Source organism: Psychrobacter sp. AOP30-A2-5 (assembly GCF_052378115.1).
In the GTDB taxonomy this organism is placed as follows: Bacteria; Pseudomonadota; Gammaproteobacteria; order Pseudomonadales; family Moraxellaceae; genus Psychrobacter.
The window spans coordinates 118191-141214 of the sequence record NZ_JBQSXK010000007.1; the positions used below are offsets into that span (position 1 = coordinate 118191).

Here is a 23024-nt window from a genome sequence, read left to right on the forward strand (position 1 = left end):
TTAAGACTGACGTTTATTAATGGCGTTTATTGATTAAGGCACGTGCCACATTTGAGCCATTCGGACGCTTTAAGAACGCACTGACACGCTCACCTGCCACGACCAATTTATCCAAATCAATACCTGTGCTGATACCCATACCATGCAGCATATACACCACATCTTCGGTTGCCACATTACCCGTTGCGCCTTTAGCATAAGGACAGCCGCCAAGACCAGCCACTGAGGTATCAAACTCACTAACACCCATTTGTAGTGCGGCTAGCGTATTGCTCAATGCTTGGCCATAAGTATCATGGAAATGACCCGATAGCATCGAGATATCAGCATACTCAAGTGCGGCTTGTATCGCGCGCTGCACTTTGATCGGCGTACCAACACCAATGGTATCGGCAATGCCAATTTGCTCAGCACCAATCTCAACCAGACGCTTAGTCACATAGGCTACTTGGCTTGGGTCAATCTCGCCTTCATAAGGACAACCGACCGTACAAGAAATCACGCCTCGTACTTTGATGCCTTGCGCTTTTGCCGCAGCAGCCACTGGTGCAAAACGCTCGATACTCTCATCAATACTACAATTGATGTTTTTTTGGCTGAAGGTTTCACTTGCTGAGCCGAAAATAACGATTTCGTCAGGACGATGAATGATGGCATTTTCAAAGCCGCGCATATTGGGTACCAGTACCGAGTAGCAAACCTCCATTTGTCGCGTAGGTGCTAGCGCATTAAGTAGCGCACTGTTATCACCCATTTGTGGCACCCACTTTGGCGAGACAAAGCTTGTTGCTTCTAGCTTTTTAACACCTGCTGCAATCAAATCATTGATAAGCGTTTGCTTAACCTCAGTCGGTACCGTCGTTGACTCGTTTTGTAGTCCATCACGCGGACTGACATCAACGATGGTGACATGGCTTGGATACGAATAGCTCATACTTATCATCCTTTTTATTATTCGTCTTTCTATGAGGCTTTTTTATTAGGCTTCGTCAGCTATTCGCTCTCAGTATTTTCACCAGTATCAATGCGTAATAACTCGTCACCATCAGCGACCAAATCCCCTGCTGCAAATAGCAATTCTGCCACCACACCATCTGTCGGCGCAGTAATGGTATGCTCAATCTTCATGGCTTCGATGACAGCTAATGGCTCGCCTTTTTTCACAGTATCGCCAACAGCTACTTTGAATGCAACCACTTGTCCTGGCATTGGTGACTTCAAGCTACCAACCGCTGCTGTCTCCTCACCCACATGTGCCATGATATCAATAAGCATAATCTCATCACGTCCACTATCGGTGAACACATAAACCGTCTCATTAAGCACCCAGCTTTGCGCGCTAGTACGTGCACCATCTAACCATAACGTATGATTGTGCTCGTCGCTACTGGCATAGCTCACTTGACCTTCATAAACCGTTTCGGTCTGAGCAGCGACATTGATATTGCTAATATCCTGCGTATTAGCGACTTCTTTTCCGATAACGAGCGTAAAGCTACTGAGATTATCGCCACCATTTTTGCTATCAGCACAACTCGCATTGTGCCAATTGCCGATACGAGCACTGTATGACTGCTCATCATAAACCAAGCTAAAGGAGCGAGTATAGTCGCTATAAGCACGGAAGCCGGTAGGTTTACTAAATGGATCGATATCTGTTTCTTGCGTCACCATCTCGCTCGCAAGCTGACGAGTAATGGCGGTCACAACCAGCGTCGATAAGGCTAAAGGCTGCTGATTAAAAATCGCATCACGCTCGTGCTCAATCAATGCCGTATCGAGATTGGCTTTGCTAAAAGACTCTGTATTTAAGATGTAGCGTAAAAATGCCGCGTTATTCGGCAAACCCACGATACGCGTTTGCGCAAGTGCTCGATCGAGCTTGGCTAAGGCTTGCTCTCGCGTTGGCGCATGAACGATGAGCTTGGCAATCATAGAGTCATAGAACGGACTAATCACATCGCCTTCGCGCACGCCATCATCGATACGCACACCAGTACCATCTTTATCAATCATAAAGGTACTGTGTTCAGGTTTTTGATACGTAAACAACGTACCGGTCGCGGGCAAGAAGCTATTGTCAGGGTTTTCAGCACAGATGCGCGCCTCAATAGCATGACCGTTGATAGTCAGATCGTCTTGGGTTTTTGGTAATGGGTGACCTGCCGCGACCAAGAGCTGCCATTCGACCAAATCGACACCCGTAATCGCTTCACTGACTGGGTGCTCAACCTGCAACCGCGTATTCATCTCCATGAAATAAAAATTCATAGAATCTTCACGCTGCTCAACGATGAACTCAACCGTACCTGCGCCGACATAATCCACTGCACGAGCCGCTTCGATGGCAGCGGTTCCCATCGCTTCACGCATCGCAATATCAACACCCGGTGCAGGCGCTTCTTCTAATACTTTTTGGTGGCGGCGCTGTACGGAACAATCACGTTCAAACAAATGCACATAGTTGCCATGCGTATCACCAAATACTTGGATTTCGATATGACGCGGTTTTAAGGCGTATTTTTCAACCAACACTTTATCATCACCAAAGCTAGTAATGGCTTCACGGCGACATGAGTCTAATAAATCCACAAAGTCGCGGCTTTGCTCTACGATACGCATGCCTTTACCACCGCCACCTGCACTGGCTTTGATCAAGACAGGATAGCCAATATTATCTGCTTGCTGCTGCAAAAATTCTGCGTCTTGATTGTCACCATGATAGCCTGGTATCAGTGGCACGCCCGCTATCTCCATCAGCCGCTTGGATTCAGACTTACCACCCATGGCGCGGATGGCATCTGCTGATGGGCCGATAAATACCAGTCCTGCATCTTGGCATGCCTGTGCAAAATCTGCATTTTCACTTAAAAACCCATATCCTGGATGGATTGCTTGAGCACCTGTTTGCTTAGCAATGGCAATAATAGCATCACCTTTTAGATAGCTGTCTTTCGGTGCCGAGCCACCCAAATAGATCGCTTCGTCACAGACAGCTACATGTTTGGCTTCGCGGTCGGCATCAGAATAAACAGCAACGGTACTGACGCCAAGACGCTTGGCAGTCGCAGCCACTCGGCAAGCAATTTCACCACGGTTGGCGATTAGAATTTTAGAAAACATAACTATCCCTGTGTCTTGTCGTTTTTATTTGACGTCTTGTCTATTTACCCATTTATGTCGTTAGTCTGCTGTTAGCCAATCAGGTTTACGCTTTTGCAAAAATGCCTGCACGCCCTCTTTGCCTTGCTCTGATGAGCGAATATCAGCGATGCCTTTTACCGTATCGGCAATCAGCTTATCAGTGATGGGAGCATCAGCGACATCGTGTAATAGCTGCTTGCAAGTTTTGACTGCATCAGGGCTGTTTTTGACGACTTTGCTACAAAATATAGCGACCTCATCAGCCAGCCACTCTTCGCTAACACGCTCATGGATAAAGCCAAGCTGCCGTGCCTTTTTAGCATCAAATACTTCAGCACTTAAGAAGTAACGCTGCGATGCTCTAGCGCCTAGCGCTCGGATGACATAAGGGCTAATCGTTGCAGGGGCTAAGCCCAAACGCACTTCACTTAGGCAGAAGTTTGCAATTTTGACAGCGATGGCCACATCACAGACGGCTACTAAGCCCATGCCGCCTGCATAAACATCACCTTGAATAGCCGCGACTGTTGGCTTTGGGCACTCGTAAATAGTTTTGAGCATTTGCGCTAATTTGTCCGCGTCTGCTAAGTTTTCCTCGTAGCTATAATCTGCCATGGCACGCATCCAATTCAAATCAGCACCCGCACAAAATGCCTTGCCAGCAGCGGCTAGCACAATGACACGTACCTCATCATCAGCACCAAATGTATTGAATGCATCGGTTAGCTCATTAATCATTTCATCATTGAAAGCATTACGTATCTCAGGGCGATTTAAGGTCACCGTAGCAACGTGTTGTTCCACTTTAACCAATAGGCTTTTATAATTTTTATCACTGTCTTTTTGCATAACTTTCTCTATATTTGATATCTCATTATTTAGGCAGACCTTAGGATGATTACATTCTAAAAATACCAAACGTCGTCTCTTCGATCGGCGCGTTATACGCAGCGCTTAACCCTAATGCTAATACATGACGGGTATCAGCAGGGTCAATCACGCCATCATCCCATAAACGTGCGGTGGCATAATATGGGTGACCTTGCTTTTCATACATCTCACGAATCGGTGCTTTAAATGCCGCTTCGTCTTCCTCACTCCATGTCTCACCTTTACGGTCAAAATTGTCACGCTTAACTGTTGCCAGTACCGATGCTGCTTGCTCGCCGCCCATCACAGAGATGCGGGCATTTGGCCACATCCATAAGAAACGCGGGCTATAAGCGCGGCCGCACATGCCGTAGTTACCAGCACCAAACGAACCACCGACGATGACCGTAAATTTCGGTACTTTTGCATTGGCTACTGCCATAACCATTTTGGCACCGTGACGGGCAATGCCTTCATTTTCGTACTTACGCCCGACCATAAAGCCTGTGATATTTTGTAAAAATACTAATGGAATTTTGCGTTTACAGCACAGCTCAATGAAGTGCGTGCCTTTTTGCGCTGACTCACTAAATAAGATACCGTTGTTGGCGATGATACCGACTGGCATCCCTTCGATATGAGCGAATCCGCAAACCAGCGTCGTGCCAAATCGTGATTTAAATTCATCAAAAGCACTGTCATCGACGATACGAGCAATGATTTCTTTGATATCAAATGGCTTGCGCTTATCGGTTGGAATGACGCCATATAACTCTTTGGCATCATAGCGTGGTGGACGCGGTTTGATTTGATTGGGCACTTGCTTCGCAGGACGATTTAGATGGCTAACGATGTTACGCGCAATCGACAATGCATGGGTATCGCTCTGTGCTAAGTGGTCGACGACCCCCGACAGACGAGTATGCACATCGCCGCCGCCCAAGTCTTCCGCCGTGACCTCTTCACCTGTCGCCGCTTTTACCAGTGGAGGACCACCCAAAAAGATAGTACCTTGGTCTTTCACGATGATCGACTCATCACTCATCGCTGGCACATAAGCCCCGCCAGCCGTACAGCTGCCCATGACCACGGCAATCTGTGGAATACCGGCGGCACTCATATTGGCCTGATTAAAGAAGATGCGACCAAAGTGTTCTTTATCGGGGAACACATCATCTTGATTGGGTAAGTTAGCCCCGCCTGAATCCACCAAATAAACACAAGGCAAATTGTTTTCTTGCGCGATTTCTTGTGCACGCAGATGTTTTTTGACCGTCATTGGGTAGTAAGTGCCACCCTTTACCGTGGCATCATTACAGACAATCATACACTCAATGCCATTGATACGACCGATACCCGCAATCACGCCTGCCGCTGGAATCTCTTCGCCATACATATCGTGCGCGGCCATCGGTGCCACTTCTAAAAATGGCGTACCCACATCGAGCAAACGCTCAACACGCTCACGAGGCAAGAGTTTGCCACGGGCTAAATGCTTGGCACGTGCACGCTCTGAACCGCCTTGCACGACTTTACGTAAGTGGCCATATAGGTCATCGACCACCGCTTGCATTGCGGCACTGTTTTGCTGAAATTCAGCGGCGTTCGGACTCAGTTTACTGGTTATGATAGCGCTCATGACATCCCTTTTCTTTAATGCGTAAATGCGAGTGGCTTTTTTATTTTATGCTTTATTTTAGCTTTTACTCATATATCTTACTCATAAAATAACAGATAAGAGTGGTCAAATTTCTATAGACTCAGCTCTTCTATCATCTGCTCAATAATTTTATATTTCTGAATTTTTCCAGTGATGGTCATTGGATATTCAGTCACGAAACGATAATAAGTCGGTACTTTATAATGGGCAATATGCTCGCTACAGAACTCGCGAACGTCTTCTTCCGTCAAGCTGTCTGCTTCTTTAGGAATAATCCACGCCGCGAGTACTTCACCATACTTTTTATCAGGAATACCGACGATTTGCACATCTCGAATCTTCGGATGACGATAGAGATAGTTTTCGATTTCGACCGGATAAATATTCTCACCGCCACGAATCACCATGTCTTTACTACGACCAACGATTTTGACATAACCGTCTTCATCCATCGTAGCCAAATCACCCGTATGCATCCAACCGTCTTGGATGGCTGCGCGGGTTTTGAAGCGACTGCCCCAATAGCCTTTCATCACTGAATAACCACGTGTCAGTAACTCACCGGTCTCGCCCAATGCGACAGTCTCACCGGTTTCAGTATTGATGACTTTGACTTCAAGCGCAGGCTGTACTAAACCAACGGTTGAGACTTGTTTATCAAGTGGCGTGTGCTCATTGGTCTGGCAAGACACTGGACTGGTCTCTGTCATGCCATATGCAATGGTGACTTCACTCATATGCATCTCGTCGATGACGCGGCGCATGACTTCGATCGGACAACTAGAGCCCGCCATGATGCCAGTACGCAAAGTCGATAAATCAAAGTTTTTAAACTCTGGATGGTCAAGCTCAGCGATAAACATCGTTGGCACACCGTGCAAACCCGTACATTTTTCTTCTTCGACGGCTTGCAACACAGTCAATGGCTCAAAACCATCGTTCGGATAAACGATACAACCACCATGCGTGAGAATAGCTAAGTTACCAAGCACCATACCGAAACAATGGTAGAGTGGCACTGGAATACAGAGTCTGTCCTCTTCTGTGAGATTCATAGCCTCACCGATGAAGTAACCGTTGTTAAGAATATTACGATGGCTTAATGTTGCACCTTTTGGCGTACCAGTCGTGCCACTGGTGAACTGTACATTAATGGCATCCGTATTTTTGAGCTGGGCTTGACGCTCGGCAACACGGGAATCGTTTGCATCGCCTTCCGCCATCCATGCAGAGAACTTCTGCATAAAGCCAAAGGTTTCTTCAGATGCTGGCTCATCAATCCAGATGATACGCTCAATCGTTGGAATCTCGACCAAATCAAGCTGGGTATAGTCTTTATGATAAATCTCAGGACACAGTTCACTGATGAGACTGGCGTAATCGCTGCTTTTAAAATGACGCATAAGCACGAGCGCTGAGCAGCCCAATTTATTCAAGGCATATTGCAGCTCAAAAGTACGATAGGCAGGATTGATATTGACAAGGATAATACCAACTTTTGCTGTTGCTAATTGCATGAGCAGCCATTCAGCATTGTTGTGTGACCAGATACCAATGCGATCACCGATTTCTAGCCCCATCTCAATCATACTGCTTGCCAGCTGATTGACTTGCTGTTGCAGCTCGCGGTAAGTCCAGCGGATGTTTTGATGGCGAGAAACCAAAGCTTCACGCTCTGGATATTTGGATACGATAGCATCAAAAAAGTCACCGATAGTCGCTTCAATCAGCGGCACATCAGGGCCTTTATCATAGCTTTGGGTAAGCGGTGCATTTGCTGAGCGTGCGCCCATATTAATACTAGGAATGCTATTTAGAATAGTATCAAAATCAATGTGAGTCGCATCAAAATCAGAAGTTTGCGTCATAACGAGTCCTTTCGTTTTACTTTTTATGGTGCTTATTAGTCGCCTATCGCCGATTCATTCTTCCTTGAACAGGTCTTAACTAGCGTTAGCTACTATACCGTCTTAAATCGAAGGCTGTCAATAATAGTAATACAATATGTATCATTTAAAATGATAGTATAAGATAAGATAAATTCATCAGTCATGATTAAGTGACGAATTTTCTGAATGACTTAAATCAAAAAAGCCAGCCTTATCATATATAGAAAAAAGCTGGCTTTTCCAGTGATTAATAGTCTCAAATCACTCCAGACCCAATTCTTTTATCATTTGCTCAACAATTTTGAATTTCTGAATTTTACCAGTGATGGTCATTGGATATTCATCAACGAAACGAAAGTAGGTCGGCACTTTATAATGAGCAATATGGTCACAACAAAACTGCCTTACCTCTTCTTCGCTTAAGCTATTTGGCTCTTTTGTAATAATCCACGCCGCAAGTACCTCACCGTACTTTTTATCAGGAACACCAACAATTTGTACATCGCGAATCTTCGGATGACGATAGAGATAGTTTTCGACTTCTACTGGATAGATGTTTTCGCCGCCGCGAATGACCATGTCCTTGCTACGTCCCACCACAGTGATGTAGCCATCTTCGTCCATTACCGCCAAATCACCCGTATGCATCCAGCCATCAGTAATCGCCGCGCGTGTTTTAAAGCGGCTGCCCCAATAGCCTTTCATCACCGCGTAGCCATAAGTGAGTAATTCACCCGTCTCTCCAATCGGGACGACATCACCCGTTTCGGTATCCACGATTTTGACCTCAAGCGCGGGCAGCACCATCCCTACGGTAGAAACTCTTTTTTCAAGGGGTGTTTGCGAGCTGGTTTGACAAGAAGCTGGACTGGTCTCGGTCATGCCATAAGCAATCGTCACCTCGCTCATGTGCATTTTATCCATGACGCGGCGCATGACTTCGATGGGACAACTAGAGCCGCCCATAATACCAGTACGTAAGCTGGTCAAGTCAAAACTGTCGAAGTCTGGATGATCCAGCTCTGCGATAAACATCGTCGGTACGCCGAGCAAGGCGGTACATTTTTCTTTTTCGACCGTTTGCAATACGGTGAGCGGATCAAAGCCATCATTAGGATAAACGGCGCAACCACCATGGGTTAAAATAGCTAAATTACCACCTACCATGCCAAAGCAGTGATAAAGCGGTAATGGAATGCATAGCCTATCCTCCTCTGTCAGCCTCATACCTTCGCCAAGGAAGTAGCCATTATTCAAGATATTTCGATGCGTTAAAGTAGCGCCTTTTGGTGTACCCGTTGTCCCACTAGTAAACTGCACACTAATAGCATCGGTATTCTTAAGCTGGGCTTGGCGCTCCGCGACGCGAGGGTCGTTTGCGTTACCCTCTGCCATCCAAGCAGAGAATTTCTGCATAAAATTGAAATTTTCATCAGATGCTGGCTCGTCAATCCAAATGATGCGCTCAATCGTTGGAATCTCGACCAAATCAAGCTGAGTATAATCTTTATGATAAATCTCAGGACAAAGCTCACGAATCATTTGCGTATAGTCGCTGCTTTTGAAATGACGCATTAATACCAATGCCGAACAGCCCAGCTTATTCAGTGCATATTGCAGCTCAAAGGTACGGTAAGCGGGATTGATATTGACGAGGATAACGCCGACTTTCGCGGTTGCCAATTGCATCAAAAGCCATTCAGCATTATTGTGTGACCAGATACCGATGCGATCACCGATTTCTAGCCCCATTTCAATCATGGCACTCGCTAACTGATTAACTTTCTCTTGTAGTTCGCGATACGCCCAGCGAATATTTTGATGACGAGAAACCAAAGCTTCACGCTCTGGATATTTATTGACAATGGCATCAAAAAAATCACCGATTGTCGCTTCAATCAGCGACACATCAATGCCTTTATCATGGCTTTGGGTGAGTGGCGCATTTGCTGAACGCACGCCTACATTAACTTTAGGGATATTGTTGAGAATACTGTTATTAGGCGTACTTTCATTAATAGTACTTTCAAAGTCAGAAACTTGAGTCATAACGAGTCCTTTCGTTTTGCTGTTTAATGTTTGTTATCAGAGCGGTAATAGACTACAAAGGTAAATGTCATATTCTTCCTTGAATATTCTCTGTCACCATAGACTATAATTAAATCAAGCCCTAACCAATATAGCCTCTTAAATGAAAGCCTGTCAATAATATTGATACAGGACGTATTGATTACTATTGCTGCGCCATCTTATTAAGTTGATTATTTATATAAAAGATACGATAGACATAAAAAAGCCAGCGCTGCATTAGGATAGCAACACTGGCTATGATTTAGAGCTTTTTTAATCGTTACAATGTAGGTGCTACAGGCGATTTAATCGTTACTGTTGCGCTGACTTCATCACTATCATTTAGCAAGTCCATGACCAGCTCTTCATCACTTTCTGTCTTGACCTGCCAATTACCAGTCGCTTTTGGCACACCTGTCACCATGACGGAGATTGCTTTGTTTTTTAGACGAATCATTGGCGGTTTATGCTCATAGCCATTATGATCTAGGCCCAACACATCATCAGCAATGGTAGCAGCCTGCGCGCGTAATGGGGCGACATAGCGACACGGTACACCATCGATAGACATACAGTCACCAATCGCATAAATATTGGCTGTACTGGTACGCAAGGTCGGCGCATCCACCACGATCCCAGTGCGACGGTCAAAATCGACACCAGCTGCGGTAGGCAGTTTGTCATCGACCGTCAAACCTGTACTGGCAATCACATGATCCACGATGAGTGGTTCGATTGGCTCAGCAATACTGCTTTCTGTCGCTGATGCTAGCGCCTCATAACTGACCTGCAGTTTTCCATCACTGATACGAGTAATAGCAGATACCTGATACCCTCCTAAAAAGTTAATCCCTTGCGACTTGACCGCTTGGGCGATACGAGAAGTTGCTTTTGGCGGTAGCATTTGTGATAGTGGCGCATCGTTTAAATCAATGAGTGTCACTTGATGACCGGCTTTTAATAAGTCTTCTGCAATCTCCGTCCCAACCATACCTGCACCAACGATGGCAACGTGCTGACTGCCAGTTGCTAGCTTTTCTTGCAACTGTCCAAAGCGCTCAATATGATTGACGTGCCATACCAAATCCTCTGGCAAGCTTTTTGGGAAGATAGGATGCGCACCCATGGCGAGCACCAACTTGTCATAGCCGATTGTGGCGTAATTGGTATAAACGGGATCTGAGCGCAGCGCAGAGATAAGCTGCAACTGTTGAGTGGTCGTATCAACATCCGTTACTTGCGTGTTGGCAAGTAGCTTAATATTTGCAGCTTCTGCGGCATCAACGCCTGTTGCTCTGACCAAATCTGCTGCACTTTTCTTTTGGCTAATCGCCATGGTCAGCATTGGCTTGTGATAACGATCGCCACTGTCGGCAGTAATTAAGGTAATCGGGATGTCTTTGTCTTTTGCACGAATGGCATCAATGACATGCCAGCCTGCCAAACCTGCACCAATAATGACGATACCTTTAGATGATTCTACTAATGAATTTTCTACACTCATATGAACTCCAATACGGTTTATGAATTATTTTAATTATCAGAAATATTGACCGCTATTGTATCAGTAAACAGGTATGCACTCACATACGCATCCAAATTGAAGGTATAAATCAACTTCCACAAAAAAAGCGCCTATTAATAGACGCTTTTTAGAGATGCTATTTATAAAAAATTCAAATAATGAAATAGAGATTTTAGTGATTCAAAATCTTCGATAAGAAAAGTTGCGCGCGATCACTTTTTGCCCCTTCAAAAAACTCATCCTTACTACAGTTCTCAACAATATGACCTTCGTCCATAAAGATAATACGGTTGGCTACTTGACTGGCAAAGCCCATTTCATGGGTCACACACATCATGGTCATGCCATCACGAGTCAGCTCAACCATGACATCAAGTACTTCTTGAATCATCTCAGGGTCAAGCGCAGAGGTCGGCTCATCAAAGAGCATCGCTACAGGATCCATTGCCAGCGCTCGTGCAATCGCAACACGCTGCTGCTGACCACCAGAGAGCTCGGCTGGATATTTCGCAGCCTGTACCGTTAGTCCAACGCGATCTAAATATGCCATGGCTTTTTGCTTGGCCTCGCTCTCTTTGCGACCCAATACTTTAATTTGAGCGACCGTTAAATTATCAATAATGGTCAAATGCGGAAACAACTCAAAATGCTGAAAGACCATGCCGACACGGCTGCGTAATTTTGGCAGATTGGTTTTTGCCGCACCAACTGAGATACCATTTACCATGATCCCACCTTCTTGAAAAGGCTCCAGTCCATTGACCGTCTTAATCAAGGTTGACTTACCACTACCTGATGGCCCGCACACGACAACGACATCGCCTTTATGAACATGCGCCGTACAATCACTCAATACTTGAAAATCCCCATACCATTTGCTGACATCGGACATTTGAATGACCATCTCATCACTAGCATGACCATTATTGGTGACCAGTCCGCCAAAGGCATTTAAGTATGTATCAGCTTTGCTCATCACTGGCTCCTAACCACATTGTTTTTAATAATCGTCATTTAAAAAAAGTTAAATCAACTACTCAACCAAAGCCTCAACACTCAAAAAGCGCAAGCCAAGATAAATATCTATCAAAATCGCAAACGCTTTTGCAATTGTTGTACACCCACGGAGGCACTGACACTGATGATAAAATACACCGCACCAGCACCCAAAATGTAAGGCGTCAGCAAACCCATCAGCTCACCGCGTACATAGGCGGCACGGAAAAAGTCTGTCAAACCAATAGCGAAAACCAACGTCGTATCTTGGAATAAAATAATACACTGCTGCAAGATTAGCGGCAGCATTTTGCGAAAGGCTTGTGGCAAAATAACCAGACGCATGGTCTGCCCATAAGTCATACCCAGCGCTTTGGCGGCATTGACCTGCCCACTACCAATCGATTGAATACCAGCACGCACCACCTCTGAAAAGTAAGCGGCTTCAAACATCATAAAAGCAACCACACAAGAGGCAAAAGCAGCATCAAGTTGTAAGTACTTACCCGCTATCCAAAAATAAATCATCGGTACGGCAAAGTAAAACCACAGTAGCACCAGTAGTAGCGGTACAGAACGGAAGTAATTGACGTATAGCTTTGCTGGAATCTCAAGCGCTTTGATACCAGACAAGCGCATCAACGCCAATACCGTTCCTAAGCTAATACCACCAATAATCGCCAAAAATAGCACCTTTAAGGTGGTAATCATGCCGCCCATCAAACCAGGATAGGCTGTTGCCAATTCGGTCATCATGTTCATTTCTGACCTCCTGCAATGAGCCCAGGTACACGCAGTTTGCGCTCAATTAACCCCATAATAGCAATCAACGATAAGTTAAATACTAAATAAATAATCGTCGCGTAGGTATAAATCTCGATGCTGTTTTGGGTGTATTCGCTAATAGTTTTGGTTTGACTAATCAGCTCCATTACCCCCACTAATGAGGCGACGGAGGCGTTTTTGAAGCAGTTGGTCAGCTCAGAGCTGAGCGGTGGCAAAATAATACGAAAGGCCTGCGGTAGCAGTACTTCTTTGTAGACTTGTGGAATACTAAAGCCTAGTGCATAAGCAGCATTGATCTGACCTTCGGGCAACGACTCAATACCTGTACGCACCTGTTCAACGATACGAGCGGCGGTAAATAAGCCAAGACCGATACTCGCTGAAAGCATGGCTGACGTGTTGGGCGATAAATCCTTATACCACCACTCTTGTATCGTGGGCGTGAGCCAGCCAGGTGCAATATAAAACCAAAAGAACAACTGGACAAGCAGGGGAATATTACGAAAAAATGTCACATAAGCGGTGCCAATGGCACGAGCGGTCTTATTAGGCAAAGTACGCATGATGCCAAAGATAGTACCTACGACCATAGCAATGGCCCATGCGATACTACCAATCAATAGTAGCCAGCCAAGACCAGTAATCATCCAATGGATATAAAGCTCATTACCGATACCAGTCTGCTCAAAGAGCACACCCCAGTTCCAGCTATAATTCATGGTTGTCTCTCCGAGCAGCGACTGAAAATCCTACGTATTAAGATTGATATCAACATCAGTCTTAACACGTAAGCAAGCTATGTTGCAGGACAATAATTACTGTGCCGTCGCAACTTTCGGCTGAGCGCTGTCATGCGGACTGGCAATCAAGGCTTTTAAGTTGTCAGACATCTCAAAGTTTAGATTGACGTTCTTTGGTGGGATTGGGTTTAAGAACCACTTGTCATAAATGCTGTTGATTTCCCCTGATTTAAAGACATTCGCTAACGCTTCATCGACCACTGCTTTGAACTCAGGATCATCCTTACGCATCATGCAACCATAAATCTCAAACGATTGCGGCGTGCCGACGATGACCCATTCATCAGGATTTTTTGCTTTGGCTTTTTCGCCAGCAAGTAGTACATCATCCATCATAAAAGCATCCGCGCGACCATTTTCTAGCATAAGGAAGCCTTCGCCGTGGTCTTTTGCTGAGATGATATTCATGTCCATTTTGTTGTCATCATTATACTGACGAATATAACGCTCTGAAGTTGTGCCTGCGGTAGTGACTAAGGTCTTACCTTTTAGGTCTTCGAAATCTTGAATACCTGAGTCTTTTTTGGTCAATAGACGCGTACCGATTTCAAAGAAACCGTTGGAGAATGCCACTTGTTTTTGACGCTCTTCGTTGTTGGTGGTCGAACCACATTCAAAGTCAACCGTGCCGTTTTGTACCAAGGGAATACGGGTTTGTGAGGTGATAAGGTTATAACGGACGTTGAGGTCCGGCATGTTTAGCTTTTGCTTAACCGCTTCGACGACTTTCATCTCTAAATCGTGCGCATAACCAATCGGCTGATTTGGGTCGTCAGCGATATAAGAAAATGGAATAGAAGAGTCACGGTGACCGACCACGATAGTACCCGAGTCTTTGATTTTTTGTAGAGTACCGTTGGTAGTGGTTTCTGTCGCTGTTGCATCATCTGCTGGCGCATCAGTGCTGGTTTGGCTACTGTTATTACACCCTGCAAGACCTAGTGCCATAAAAGCAGCGAGAGTTAAAGGTTTAGAGAAAGACCTAGAAGATAGATAGCTCATGAGATACATCCTTTTATCACATTATCACAAGATTGAATGAGTGCTTGGACGACACAGGTCTTATTTATTGACCTTATTGCCACGCATCCATGCGGTTGTTGTTGCTGTTATTTATCACAATGCAACTTAATGTTACTGTACAACAAATTAGCAGGTGTGGGTAAAATTTTTTTAATGAGGCTTATTTTTCAAGGATATCGAGTTTAGTATCGCCTTAACTATCCAATAAATGCCTTTAATCTGTTAAACAATATCTAACGGCCAATTGATAAATCACGATGAATCCCCATAAAGCTAACAACTTCTTAATACTATAAATGACCTATGACACAAGATACTCAAGTCCCTAATACGGACAGCCAGAACACTGGCAACCATAGTGACAATGACGTACGTCAACGTTTCTTTATTGAAGATTCGCCGGTGCGCGGTGATGTGGTGCGCCTATCACGCAGCTATGCCAGTACGATAGCCCAAAAGCCTTATCCTGAAGCGATCAAGCGCTTATTGGGTGAGATGCTGACAGCAGCGAGTTTGCTTATCGGCACAGTCAAAATCAATGGTCATCTGTCCATTCAATTGCAATCATCAGACAGCGATAGCTTGCTAAACTGGGCAATGGCAGAATGCAATCAAGACGGTATCATCCGTGCCCTTGCTAGCTGGAAGGGTGAGACTGATGAGCAAGTACAGGCTTGGGAAAATATGACTCATGCCAAAGAGGCATTTGCTGAATTGGGTGCGATGGGTCAAGGCGTGTTGTTTATTAACATTCAGCCTGAAGGCGGCGAAGCCTATCAAGGCATCGTCGAGCGCAGCCATGACAATTTGGCAGACTGCTTAGCGCACTACCAAAAGCAATCGGCGCAGATTCCAACCTTGATTAATTTGGCGTCTGATGGTCTGCAAGCGGGTGGAATGTTGGTACAGATGCTTCCTCGTACTGCTGAAGAAACCTATGAAGTCGAGCAAAACCAAGATGCGGGTATCGACGATGACTTGTGGACGCGTCTGAGCGTTTTGACACGGACAGTGAAAGCTGAAGAGTTGACCACGCTTGATGCCAACGAAATCCTTTATCGCTTGTATCATGAAGAAAATGTCGTCGCGCCCGATCCTGTTGCATTATCATTTGGTTGCACCTGCTCACGTGAGAAATGTGAGATGGCCATTGAGCAAATCGGTGAAGCAGAAGTCTTAGACATCATTGATGAGCAAGGCGGTAACTTTGAGATGGATTGCGGCTTTTGTGGCGAGATGTATAAATTTAATAAAGACGATGTGACCACGATATTTTCTGAGTAATTAGGATTTAGTGCAGCTCGCTTAGTAATAAAAAAACCCTCAAGTATCATGCTTGGGGGTTTTTAATGTCATGGCTTGAAATTTATGACTGACGATATAACTGGTTTCGAGCACGCTTAATTGGCTACTTCATCCACTTCTGGATAAGAATAAATACGACTATCAAGCCCATACTTTGCATCATGGGCATCGCCTAGCCTGTTATCCAACAGCCAAGCAATAACTTGCTCATGTACTCTATCGCTGTAGATTAAATTCATGTGATTGACCCCATAAAAAATCGCCTTATGTCCCTCTGGTACTGCTAGCGTATGCTCTTCGGTATATTCGCCGAGCGCTGACTCTACTGAGACCAACCCGTCCCCAAGCAAACTTGTGGTCTTAGATTCATAATGAGTTTCAATCAAAGCTGCCGCCACTAAATAGGTATTCACATGCAGGGGCAAACGCGTGGGATGACGAAACTCTGCTGGCAGCACGCTACGCCCTTCGGTAGACTTCCAATCAGCGTCGCGAATACTGCCGTAACGTAAATCTATAATACCAGCGCTACGCAAGTCGCCCAATTTAGCCAATGATCCTGCAAAAGGCAGCTTAGCGATTTTATCTTGAACAAAATGTCCAATCTGCTCCAAGCTTGCGCCATGATGCGGTGAGCCTAAGGTGACAAGATTGCCCACGCGTTTGACCCAGCTAAAGCCTTGCTCTTTACCGTAAAACAGCGCGCTGCGGCTCAACAAACCGCCCATACTATGACCGATTAAATCTATCTGAGTGACGTCGGGATTATTCTCAACCAAATCTTGCAAGACTTTTGCAAAGCTACGTCCGTTGCTAGAAATACGCCGACCCGTATTATAGTTTAAATACAGCACCGTCGCTTTTGGCAAGTGATTGACCAACGCTTCACCCAAATTGCCTTCTCCAGATACCTGCCAGCTCAAGTGACTCATACAAAGCCCATGGCACAAGATAATAACGCGCCCTGACAGCAAGCCACTTTGTACACGATTGTATTCATCGTATAGCACCATCGATACTGCCAATGGATTGTGATGAGTGATAAGGTGATCGCCCATGACGCCATTTAGAATATTGACCAAGCGACGTAAGTTTTTGGGTAAAGGTTGTATTTTTTTGGGTTTAGAAACAGTGTTATAAAGACGCAGCCCTGAGGCAAGATTATTGCCCACCAATTGCATCGTATAACGCACCGTACCATAAATACGCCCCGTGATACCGCGCTGCCAGTGCTCAATATTACCTTTATTAAACCGCCCTAAAGGACGCAGCAGAATTTCACGATGTATAGCCTCTACAATATCAGTGACTTCCACCACGCCCATCGTTGCCAACTGAGCCAAGCCTTCAAAAAAATCAACCAACGTAATAGGCTGATGCGGTTTGCTATAGCTGTTGTCCACCGTCTCGGCGCTAAGCTCATCGACATAGATATATTCGAGTTTCGCCAACTCTTCATAGACATCGCCCTGAAAACCTTCACCAGTATCCGACTCAATAGCAGTTGGACGCCGAGTGGTGGCAAATAAATCATGAATGGTTTCTAAAGGTTTTGGACTGGGCATAGTGTTAACATATCAAGCAGTTGAAGGGATTTTCCATACTATCCTGTAATTGTCATAAACAGAAGAGAATGATTTAACTATCAAGTATCTTTATTGTCAAAGAAAGGCACTATCCTTTAATATCTATCCTTTAATACCAATGCTTGCATATTAATAACTGTCCTCCAAAATACAAAATCCCAAGCCATGACTTGGGATTTATGTGTTGAGTAAGACACATCATTACTCATGCAAATGTCTAATTAGACAAACGACTCTGCCAGTATGACATCGCCATCTTCGCGCGTAATCATCACGGTCGCTGAGCGCGGCGTATTGCCTCCAGCAATAGCGCCCCAAGTATTACCCGGATGCTGAATATTGATAAATAAGGTTTTAAAGTCAGGAGCCATGGTAATACCTGTGACTTCACAGCCTTCTGGACCGACAAAAAATCGTTTGATATTGTCATTATTGGCAGGCATGCCGACTCGTGTTTGTTGTCCTGCTGAGGTCGTTATGGCTGTCCCATCACTAACTTTACCCGGCAGCGCCGCCAGTAACATACAACTGCTGATATCGGTATAAGCGCCGTCATCGGTCTGAATCCACAATACCCCACGTGGATCAAAGTACAAACCATCGGGAGAAGACAAATCATTGCTATCATTTAACTGTGACAAATTTTCTGCGGCCAGATCATAAGGCGTGGCAAACAGATAAATGTCCCACTCAAAACTCGTGGCTGCATGATCGCCACCTGCTTCTGCCCAGCGAATAATATGACCGTTGTCATTACCTGCCGCTTTTTCACCTGCCTGATAGCTACGCGGATTAGAGGCTGACACAGGTTGGTCTTCACGTACGCCGCGATATTTATTATTGGTCAATGTGACGTACACCTCACCCGTCATAGGGCTAACCGATACCCACTCTGGTCGATCCATTTTGGTTGCACCGACCACATCTGCTGCGGCACGAGCAAAAACTAAAACCTCATCTTGTCCATTAAAAGGCAAAATAGTATTGGAGGCATCCAGTCCATTTTGACCATGAATCAATGCTTTCCATTCACCGCTGCCATCTTCATTAAAGAGAGCAACATAGAGCGTGCCATCATTCAAATACTTATCGCCCGCTTTTAAGCCACCGCCGATATCACTATTTGACCATGTGGCTTTGGAGACAAACTTATAAATATATTCGCCGCGAGCATCATCACCCATATAAAAGACCACCGGTTTGCCTTGTTCAACGGGCGCATAGGCGCAATTCTCATGGGCAAAACGTCCCAGTGCCGTACGTTTTTGCGGCATAGAGTTTTGGTCAAACGGGTCAATTTCGGTGATATAGCCAAAGGTATTAAAGCCATTACGATAATCGTCAGCAGCACTGGTACCGACGGCGGTCATATCCCAGCGCGAAAACTCATCGGCTATCTTGGCATCTTTGGCTTCAGGTGTGTGCCACAGATACTCCCAGCCCGGGAAATCCTCTGTTGCACCGTAGCGCTCGCGACCATAGTTTTGCCCATCACTTAATTGGCTAGCATCTTGCCCACGGGCGAATACCCCTAAAAAGTTCTCTTCGGTGGTCAGGTAAGTACCCCAAGGTGACAAACCTGCACCGCAGTTATTATTGATGCCGCGCGTCTGAAAGCCTGTCGGATCAAACTTAGTCTTGACCAAATCAGAACCAGCAACGGGCCCTGTTAACTGCGCCGTACTACTACTTGTGAGACGACGATTATATTTCGAATCAGTCACCATCTCATAGCCCATACCATCAGCGCGGCGTTTCATCTCAACCACCGCTACCCCATGGCAATTGACTTCCCTACGCACGTCACTTGCGAGGCGACGATTTTGAAAGATGGGCGCGGCATTATTATCTTGGATCACATGATAGCCAAACGGACTCAGCTCATTACTGTTTACATACTCATGATTCATCACTAGCAGCCCATTCTCTGCCGCTTTAGCATCATAAGCGCCGCCCTTTTTACCAAAGAACCACATGCCATCATGGTTATCACCCATGCGCCATTCGAATGACTCTGCCGACTGCTCTCGATTGTCTTTCCAATCATCGATACCAGATATCAGCGGCGTACCAAGTGGTAATATCATCTCGGCTTTATAGCCTGCTGCCACGCTCATCGTTTCGGCAGTTGAATGCGCCACTGCCGTAAACTTCAAAGTTTCGGGACGTTTGAGATCGCCCTGTGCAGGAATAGCCGCGTTATTATCAGTATTTTTGATAGGACTGCTGTCATCATCATCGCTACAGCCAACCAAAGGTAGCGCCCCAAAAAAAGCCGCCGCCGTCAATCCTGTGCCACCTTTTAGGATACTACGACGATTTAAACGACGACTAATAATGGTTTGAAAATCGATATTGTCGGTCGGATTAGAATCTTCAACGACTTCATGGGCAAGTGGTTGTTTATTATTCAATAATGTCATTATCAGTCACCTTGCTGTTAGGCTGGATTGGCGGAGAGTTGGTCGCGGCTTTACAATTACCACCACAAAAATACGAATTACGCCTAAGTCTACCGAGAGTTTATGACAGAACGTTGAAACATAGATGACATTCTCATGACAGCACTTTGTGAGCACCTCATAAAACGAAAAAATCCCAAGCGTTAACTTGGGATTTTTTGATGGCGTCGCTGCATTTGACGACTGATAAAATAGTACTGCTATAAAAATTTATTGAACCTTAGCCTGCCATTCATGGGCACCGAGCTTCAACTTTAACGCATCTCCTGCTTGTAATATGCCAACGCCGCTCGGCGTTCCAGTCATAATCACGTCACCTGCTTGTAAGCTAAAGGCATGGCTAATCTCTGCCAGTAATTCATACACTGGAAATAGCATCAAGGCACTGTCACCATCTTGCTTCAACTCATCATTGATATAAAGCTGATATTCGACATGACTAAAACCACCAAACGCTTGCGGATCAATCCAATCAGCAAGTACACAGGCACCATCGAAACACTTAGCACGCTCCCATGGATGACCTTTTTCTTTGAGCTTACTTTGCAAGTCACGTAAGGTCAAATCCAGCCCCAAAGTCACGCCACCTATCGCTTGCTGTGCTTGTTCAAGCGTGGCTGCCGATAAGTCTGCTGCTAATTGCACACACAGCTCAGCTTCATAATGGGTCTCACCATATATTGCTGGATTGGGACGGACGATATCATGACGCACACTGACCACTGACGATGCTGGTTTCATAAATAAGATGGGTGATTTTGGTATCTCATTGCCAAGCTCGCGGGCGTGTTCCGCATAGTTACGACCGACACAGACCACCTTGCCGATGGATGCACGTACGCTATCGTTAACCGTTGCGATGCTCGCGTCATCATTGACGCTGGCAGCAATCGCATTGATTAAAGACATATGGGGTGATTGGCTCATGCTAGGCACTCACAGCAGATTATTGATAGGTTGGTCATACATACTGCACTATCTGTCGCTATTTTTCTAGGGCTTATCTTCATTTTAAAAATAGTCATAAAAATGAGATAAATGGCAGTTAAACAAAAGAATAGCGGATTAATATTAAGATATTAACCCGCTATTTCATTGATTTTTTAGCACTATTTTGATCCAAACCATTAAGGTATGGTATTGGTCATTACATCAGGTGGTACATAGCTTGTGTGGCGGTTCATTCTTTTTTCAAACAACCTAAAGCTAAACAGAATCACCCATGATAATAGAAGGTAAATAATACCAGCAGCAAAGAACAGCTCCATCAAAGTATAAGTTCGCGCACTAATGGTTCGAGCGACACCCGTGATATCCATCAAAGCGATGGTTGACGCTAGCGCGCTGCCTTTTAGCATAAAGATCACTTCATTGCTATAAGCTGGAATGACAATACCAAAGGCGCGGGGTAAGGTAATACGCGTAAGCTTCTGCCATTTCGACATACCGATAGCGTCAGCTGCTTCGAGCTCACCAACAGGAATGGTCTGAATCGCACCGCGAATGATCTCTGCCAAATAAGCACTGGTATTCATGGTAAAGGCAATGATGGCACACCAATACGCTTGACTGAGCACAGGTTCCCATAAGAACGAATTCCGTATAGCCTCAAACTGTCCTAGACCATAATAAATCAAAAATATCTGTACCAGCAGCGGCGTGCCACGGAAGAAAAAGATATAAGAAAAGGGTAGTATCTGCACCAGCCAGTTTTTTGACAAGCGCAACTGGGCTAAAACCAAACCAAAAAATAGACCGATAATACCTGAGATAACCACCAGCTGTACGGTCAATACTGCCCCGTTTAATAAATCAGGAATACTATCAAAAATAACCTGCCAATTCCAATCCATAGTATCTCTCCTCTATCCTATGGTCGATTGACGGTGGGTTGACTGACGGCTCAGCTTTTTAGCGTAGCGTGCCGCTGGATTGGCGCGCCATTCGAGCCACATCATAAAACCAGTAATCAACATGGTTAAACCCAGATAAATAATCGCCGCTGCCATATAAAAAGTAAATGGCTGCTGCGTTGATTGGGCGGCACGTGATGCCTGATACATAATGTCTTTGAGACCCACGACCGATACCAATGCGGTATCTTTGAGCAACACCAAAAACAAATTGCCCAATCCTGGTAACGCAATCTGCCAAACTTGTGGCAAGGTAATGCGATAAAACGTCTGAAAAGGACGCATACCAATCGCTTGCGCCGCCTCCTTCTGCCCTATCGGAATCTCTTGGATCGACATGCGAAAAATTTCAGTCGCATAAGCGCCAAACGCGATAGATAACGCCATCACGCCGCCCCAAAAGGCACTGATCTCAACATATTCATTATAGCCGAATTTTTTGAGAATCGTCATCAGCAGCATAGAGCCACCGTAATAGATAAACAGTACCAATAGCAACTCTGGAATACCGCGCATTGTCGCCGTATATACAGTCGCAATTTTACGCAGCAGCCAGACGTTGGACAGCTTAGCTGTGGCACCGAGCAGCCCTAAAGCCATGCCGATGACTAAACTGGTCATGGCAAGCTTGATGGTGACGGTAGCGCCGCTCAGTAGTAGCGCGCCAAATCCTTGTAAATCAAACACAATTATCCACTCAGTCTCTTTATATTAGCAATTTGCAAAATATGAGTTAAAAGAATCAGCATCAATCGCTGAGCGCTGCTGATAAGCGTATTTTATACCAAATAGACCTTGGTGCTTTGCGTCATAGATCAACGTCAAATCAATACGATTATTGCGGCGGAAATTGACACAGTAGAAATGAGCGCTGATTTTATCATATTCGCTGCCAGCTATGTTAATACTCACACGTAAAAGCAGTGCTTAAATAGGCGCTTATCTTCTTAAAAACACATTAGATTAGTCATATTTTTATAAACTGAACAGTCGAT

At 45.2% G+C, this 23024-nt stretch carries 17 protein-coding genes; 1 reads left to right on the plus strand and 16 read right to left on the minus strand.

Features of this window, described 5'->3' with window-relative positions; genetic code table 11:
- Positions 1–16 precede the first annotated feature (16 nt).
- From ACT3S4_RS07300 to ACT3S4_RS07350, 11 genes are all read right to left on the minus strand, one after another.
- Positions 17–934 (minus strand): hydroxymethylglutaryl-CoA lyase, encoded by a 918-nt coding sequence (locus tag ACT3S4_RS07300; RefSeq protein WP_444760811.1) that lies wholly within the window; start codon positions 932–934, stop codon positions 17–19.
- Between the two features lie 59 nt (positions 935–993).
- Complete coding sequence (locus ACT3S4_RS07305) at positions 994–3123, minus strand: acetyl/propionyl/methylcrotonyl-CoA carboxylase subunit alpha (RefSeq protein ID WP_444760812.1); 2130 nt, start codon at positions 3121–3123, stop codon at positions 994–996.
- 60 nt (positions 3124–3183) lie between these two features.
- Positions 3184–3993: an enoyl-CoA hydratase/isomerase family protein gene (locus ACT3S4_RS07310; protein WP_201552758.1), complete on the minus strand. Its 810-nt coding sequence runs from the start codon at positions 3991–3993 to the stop codon at positions 3184–3186.
- A gap of 49 nt (positions 3994–4042) precedes the next feature.
- Positions 4043–5653, minus strand: coding sequence for a carboxyl transferase domain-containing protein (locus ACT3S4_RS07315; protein ID WP_201552756.1), 1611 nt, complete (start codon positions 5651–5653; stop codon positions 4043–4045).
- A 113-nt stretch (positions 5654–5766) separates the two neighbouring features.
- Positions 5767–7542, minus strand: a complete 1776-nt coding sequence (locus tag ACT3S4_RS07320) for an AMP-binding protein (RefSeq protein ID WP_444760813.1) — start codon at positions 7540–7542, stop codon at positions 5767–5769.
- Between the two features lie 282 nt (positions 7543–7824).
- On the minus strand, positions 7825–9612 hold the full coding sequence (locus tag ACT3S4_RS07325; RefSeq protein ID WP_201552749.1) for an AMP-binding protein: 1788 nt from the start codon (positions 9610–9612) through the stop codon (positions 7825–7827).
- A 301-nt stretch (positions 9613–9913) separates the two neighbouring features.
- The gene (locus ACT3S4_RS07330) at positions 9914–11137 is read right to left on the minus strand and encodes an FAD-dependent oxidoreductase (RefSeq protein ID WP_201552748.1); all 1224 of its coding nucleotides are present in this window, start codon (positions 11135–11137) and stop codon (positions 9914–9916) included.
- A 193-nt stretch (positions 11138–11330) separates the two neighbouring features.
- A complete protein-coding gene (locus ACT3S4_RS07335) occupies positions 11331–12062 on the minus strand; it encodes an amino acid ABC transporter ATP-binding protein (RefSeq protein WP_045443837.1) in 732 nt (243 codons plus the stop codon).
- A gap of 182 nt (positions 12063–12244) precedes the next feature.
- Positions 12245–12916 carry an ABC transporter permease subunit gene (locus tag ACT3S4_RS07340; RefSeq protein ID WP_060490392.1) on the minus strand — a complete coding sequence of 224 codons (672 nt, stop codon included), beginning with the start codon at positions 12914–12916 and terminating at the stop codon, positions 12245–12247.
- Positions 12913–13659, minus strand: a complete 747-nt coding sequence (locus ACT3S4_RS07345; protein ID WP_055123453.1) for an amino acid ABC transporter permease — start codon at positions 13657–13659, stop codon at positions 12913–12915. Before ACT3S4_RS07345 ends, ACT3S4_RS07340 begins: the two co-directional genes overlap by 4 nt.
- A gap of 96 nt (positions 13660–13755) precedes the next feature.
- Positions 13756–14742 carry a glutamate/aspartate ABC transporter substrate-binding protein gene (locus ACT3S4_RS07350; RefSeq protein WP_045453598.1) on the minus strand — a complete coding sequence of 329 codons (987 nt, stop codon included), beginning with the start codon at positions 14740–14742 and terminating at the stop codon, positions 13756–13758.
- A 324-nt stretch (positions 14743–15066) separates the two neighbouring features.
- Between ACT3S4_RS07350 and hslO the strand changes: the two genes are divergently transcribed.
- Entirely contained in the window at positions 15067–16047 is a 981-nt protein-coding gene (gene hslO / locus ACT3S4_RS07355; protein ID WP_198329622.1) for an Hsp33 family molecular chaperone HslO, read from the plus strand.
- A gap of 116 nt (positions 16048–16163) precedes the next feature.
- Here the strand turns inward: hslO and ACT3S4_RS07360 are convergent, their stop codons facing one another.
- From ACT3S4_RS07360 to ACT3S4_RS07380, 5 genes are all read right to left on the minus strand, one after another.
- A complete protein-coding gene (locus ACT3S4_RS07360; protein ID WP_444760814.1) occupies positions 16164–17633 on the minus strand; it encodes an esterase/lipase family protein in 1470 nt (489 codons plus the stop codon).
- A 242-nt stretch (positions 17634–17875) separates the two neighbouring features.
- Positions 17876–20077, minus strand: coding sequence for a PhoX family protein (locus ACT3S4_RS07365; protein WP_444760815.1), 2202 nt, complete (start codon positions 20075–20077; stop codon positions 17876–17878).
- Between the two features lie 249 nt (positions 20078–20326).
- Positions 20327–21043, minus strand: a complete 717-nt coding sequence (locus tag ACT3S4_RS07370) for a fumarylacetoacetate hydrolase family protein (protein ID WP_444760816.1) — start codon at positions 21041–21043, stop codon at positions 20327–20329.
- Between the two features lie 200 nt (positions 21044–21243).
- Positions 21244–21969, minus strand: coding sequence for an ABC transporter permease (locus ACT3S4_RS07375; RefSeq protein WP_045443544.1), 726 nt, complete (start codon positions 21967–21969; stop codon positions 21244–21246).
- Positions 21970–21981: 12 nt separating this feature from the next.
- Positions 21982–22716: an ABC transporter permease gene (locus ACT3S4_RS07380; protein WP_045453595.1), complete on the minus strand. Its 735-nt coding sequence runs from the start codon at positions 22714–22716 to the stop codon at positions 21982–21984.
- Between the last annotated feature and the right edge of the window lie 308 nt (positions 22717–23024).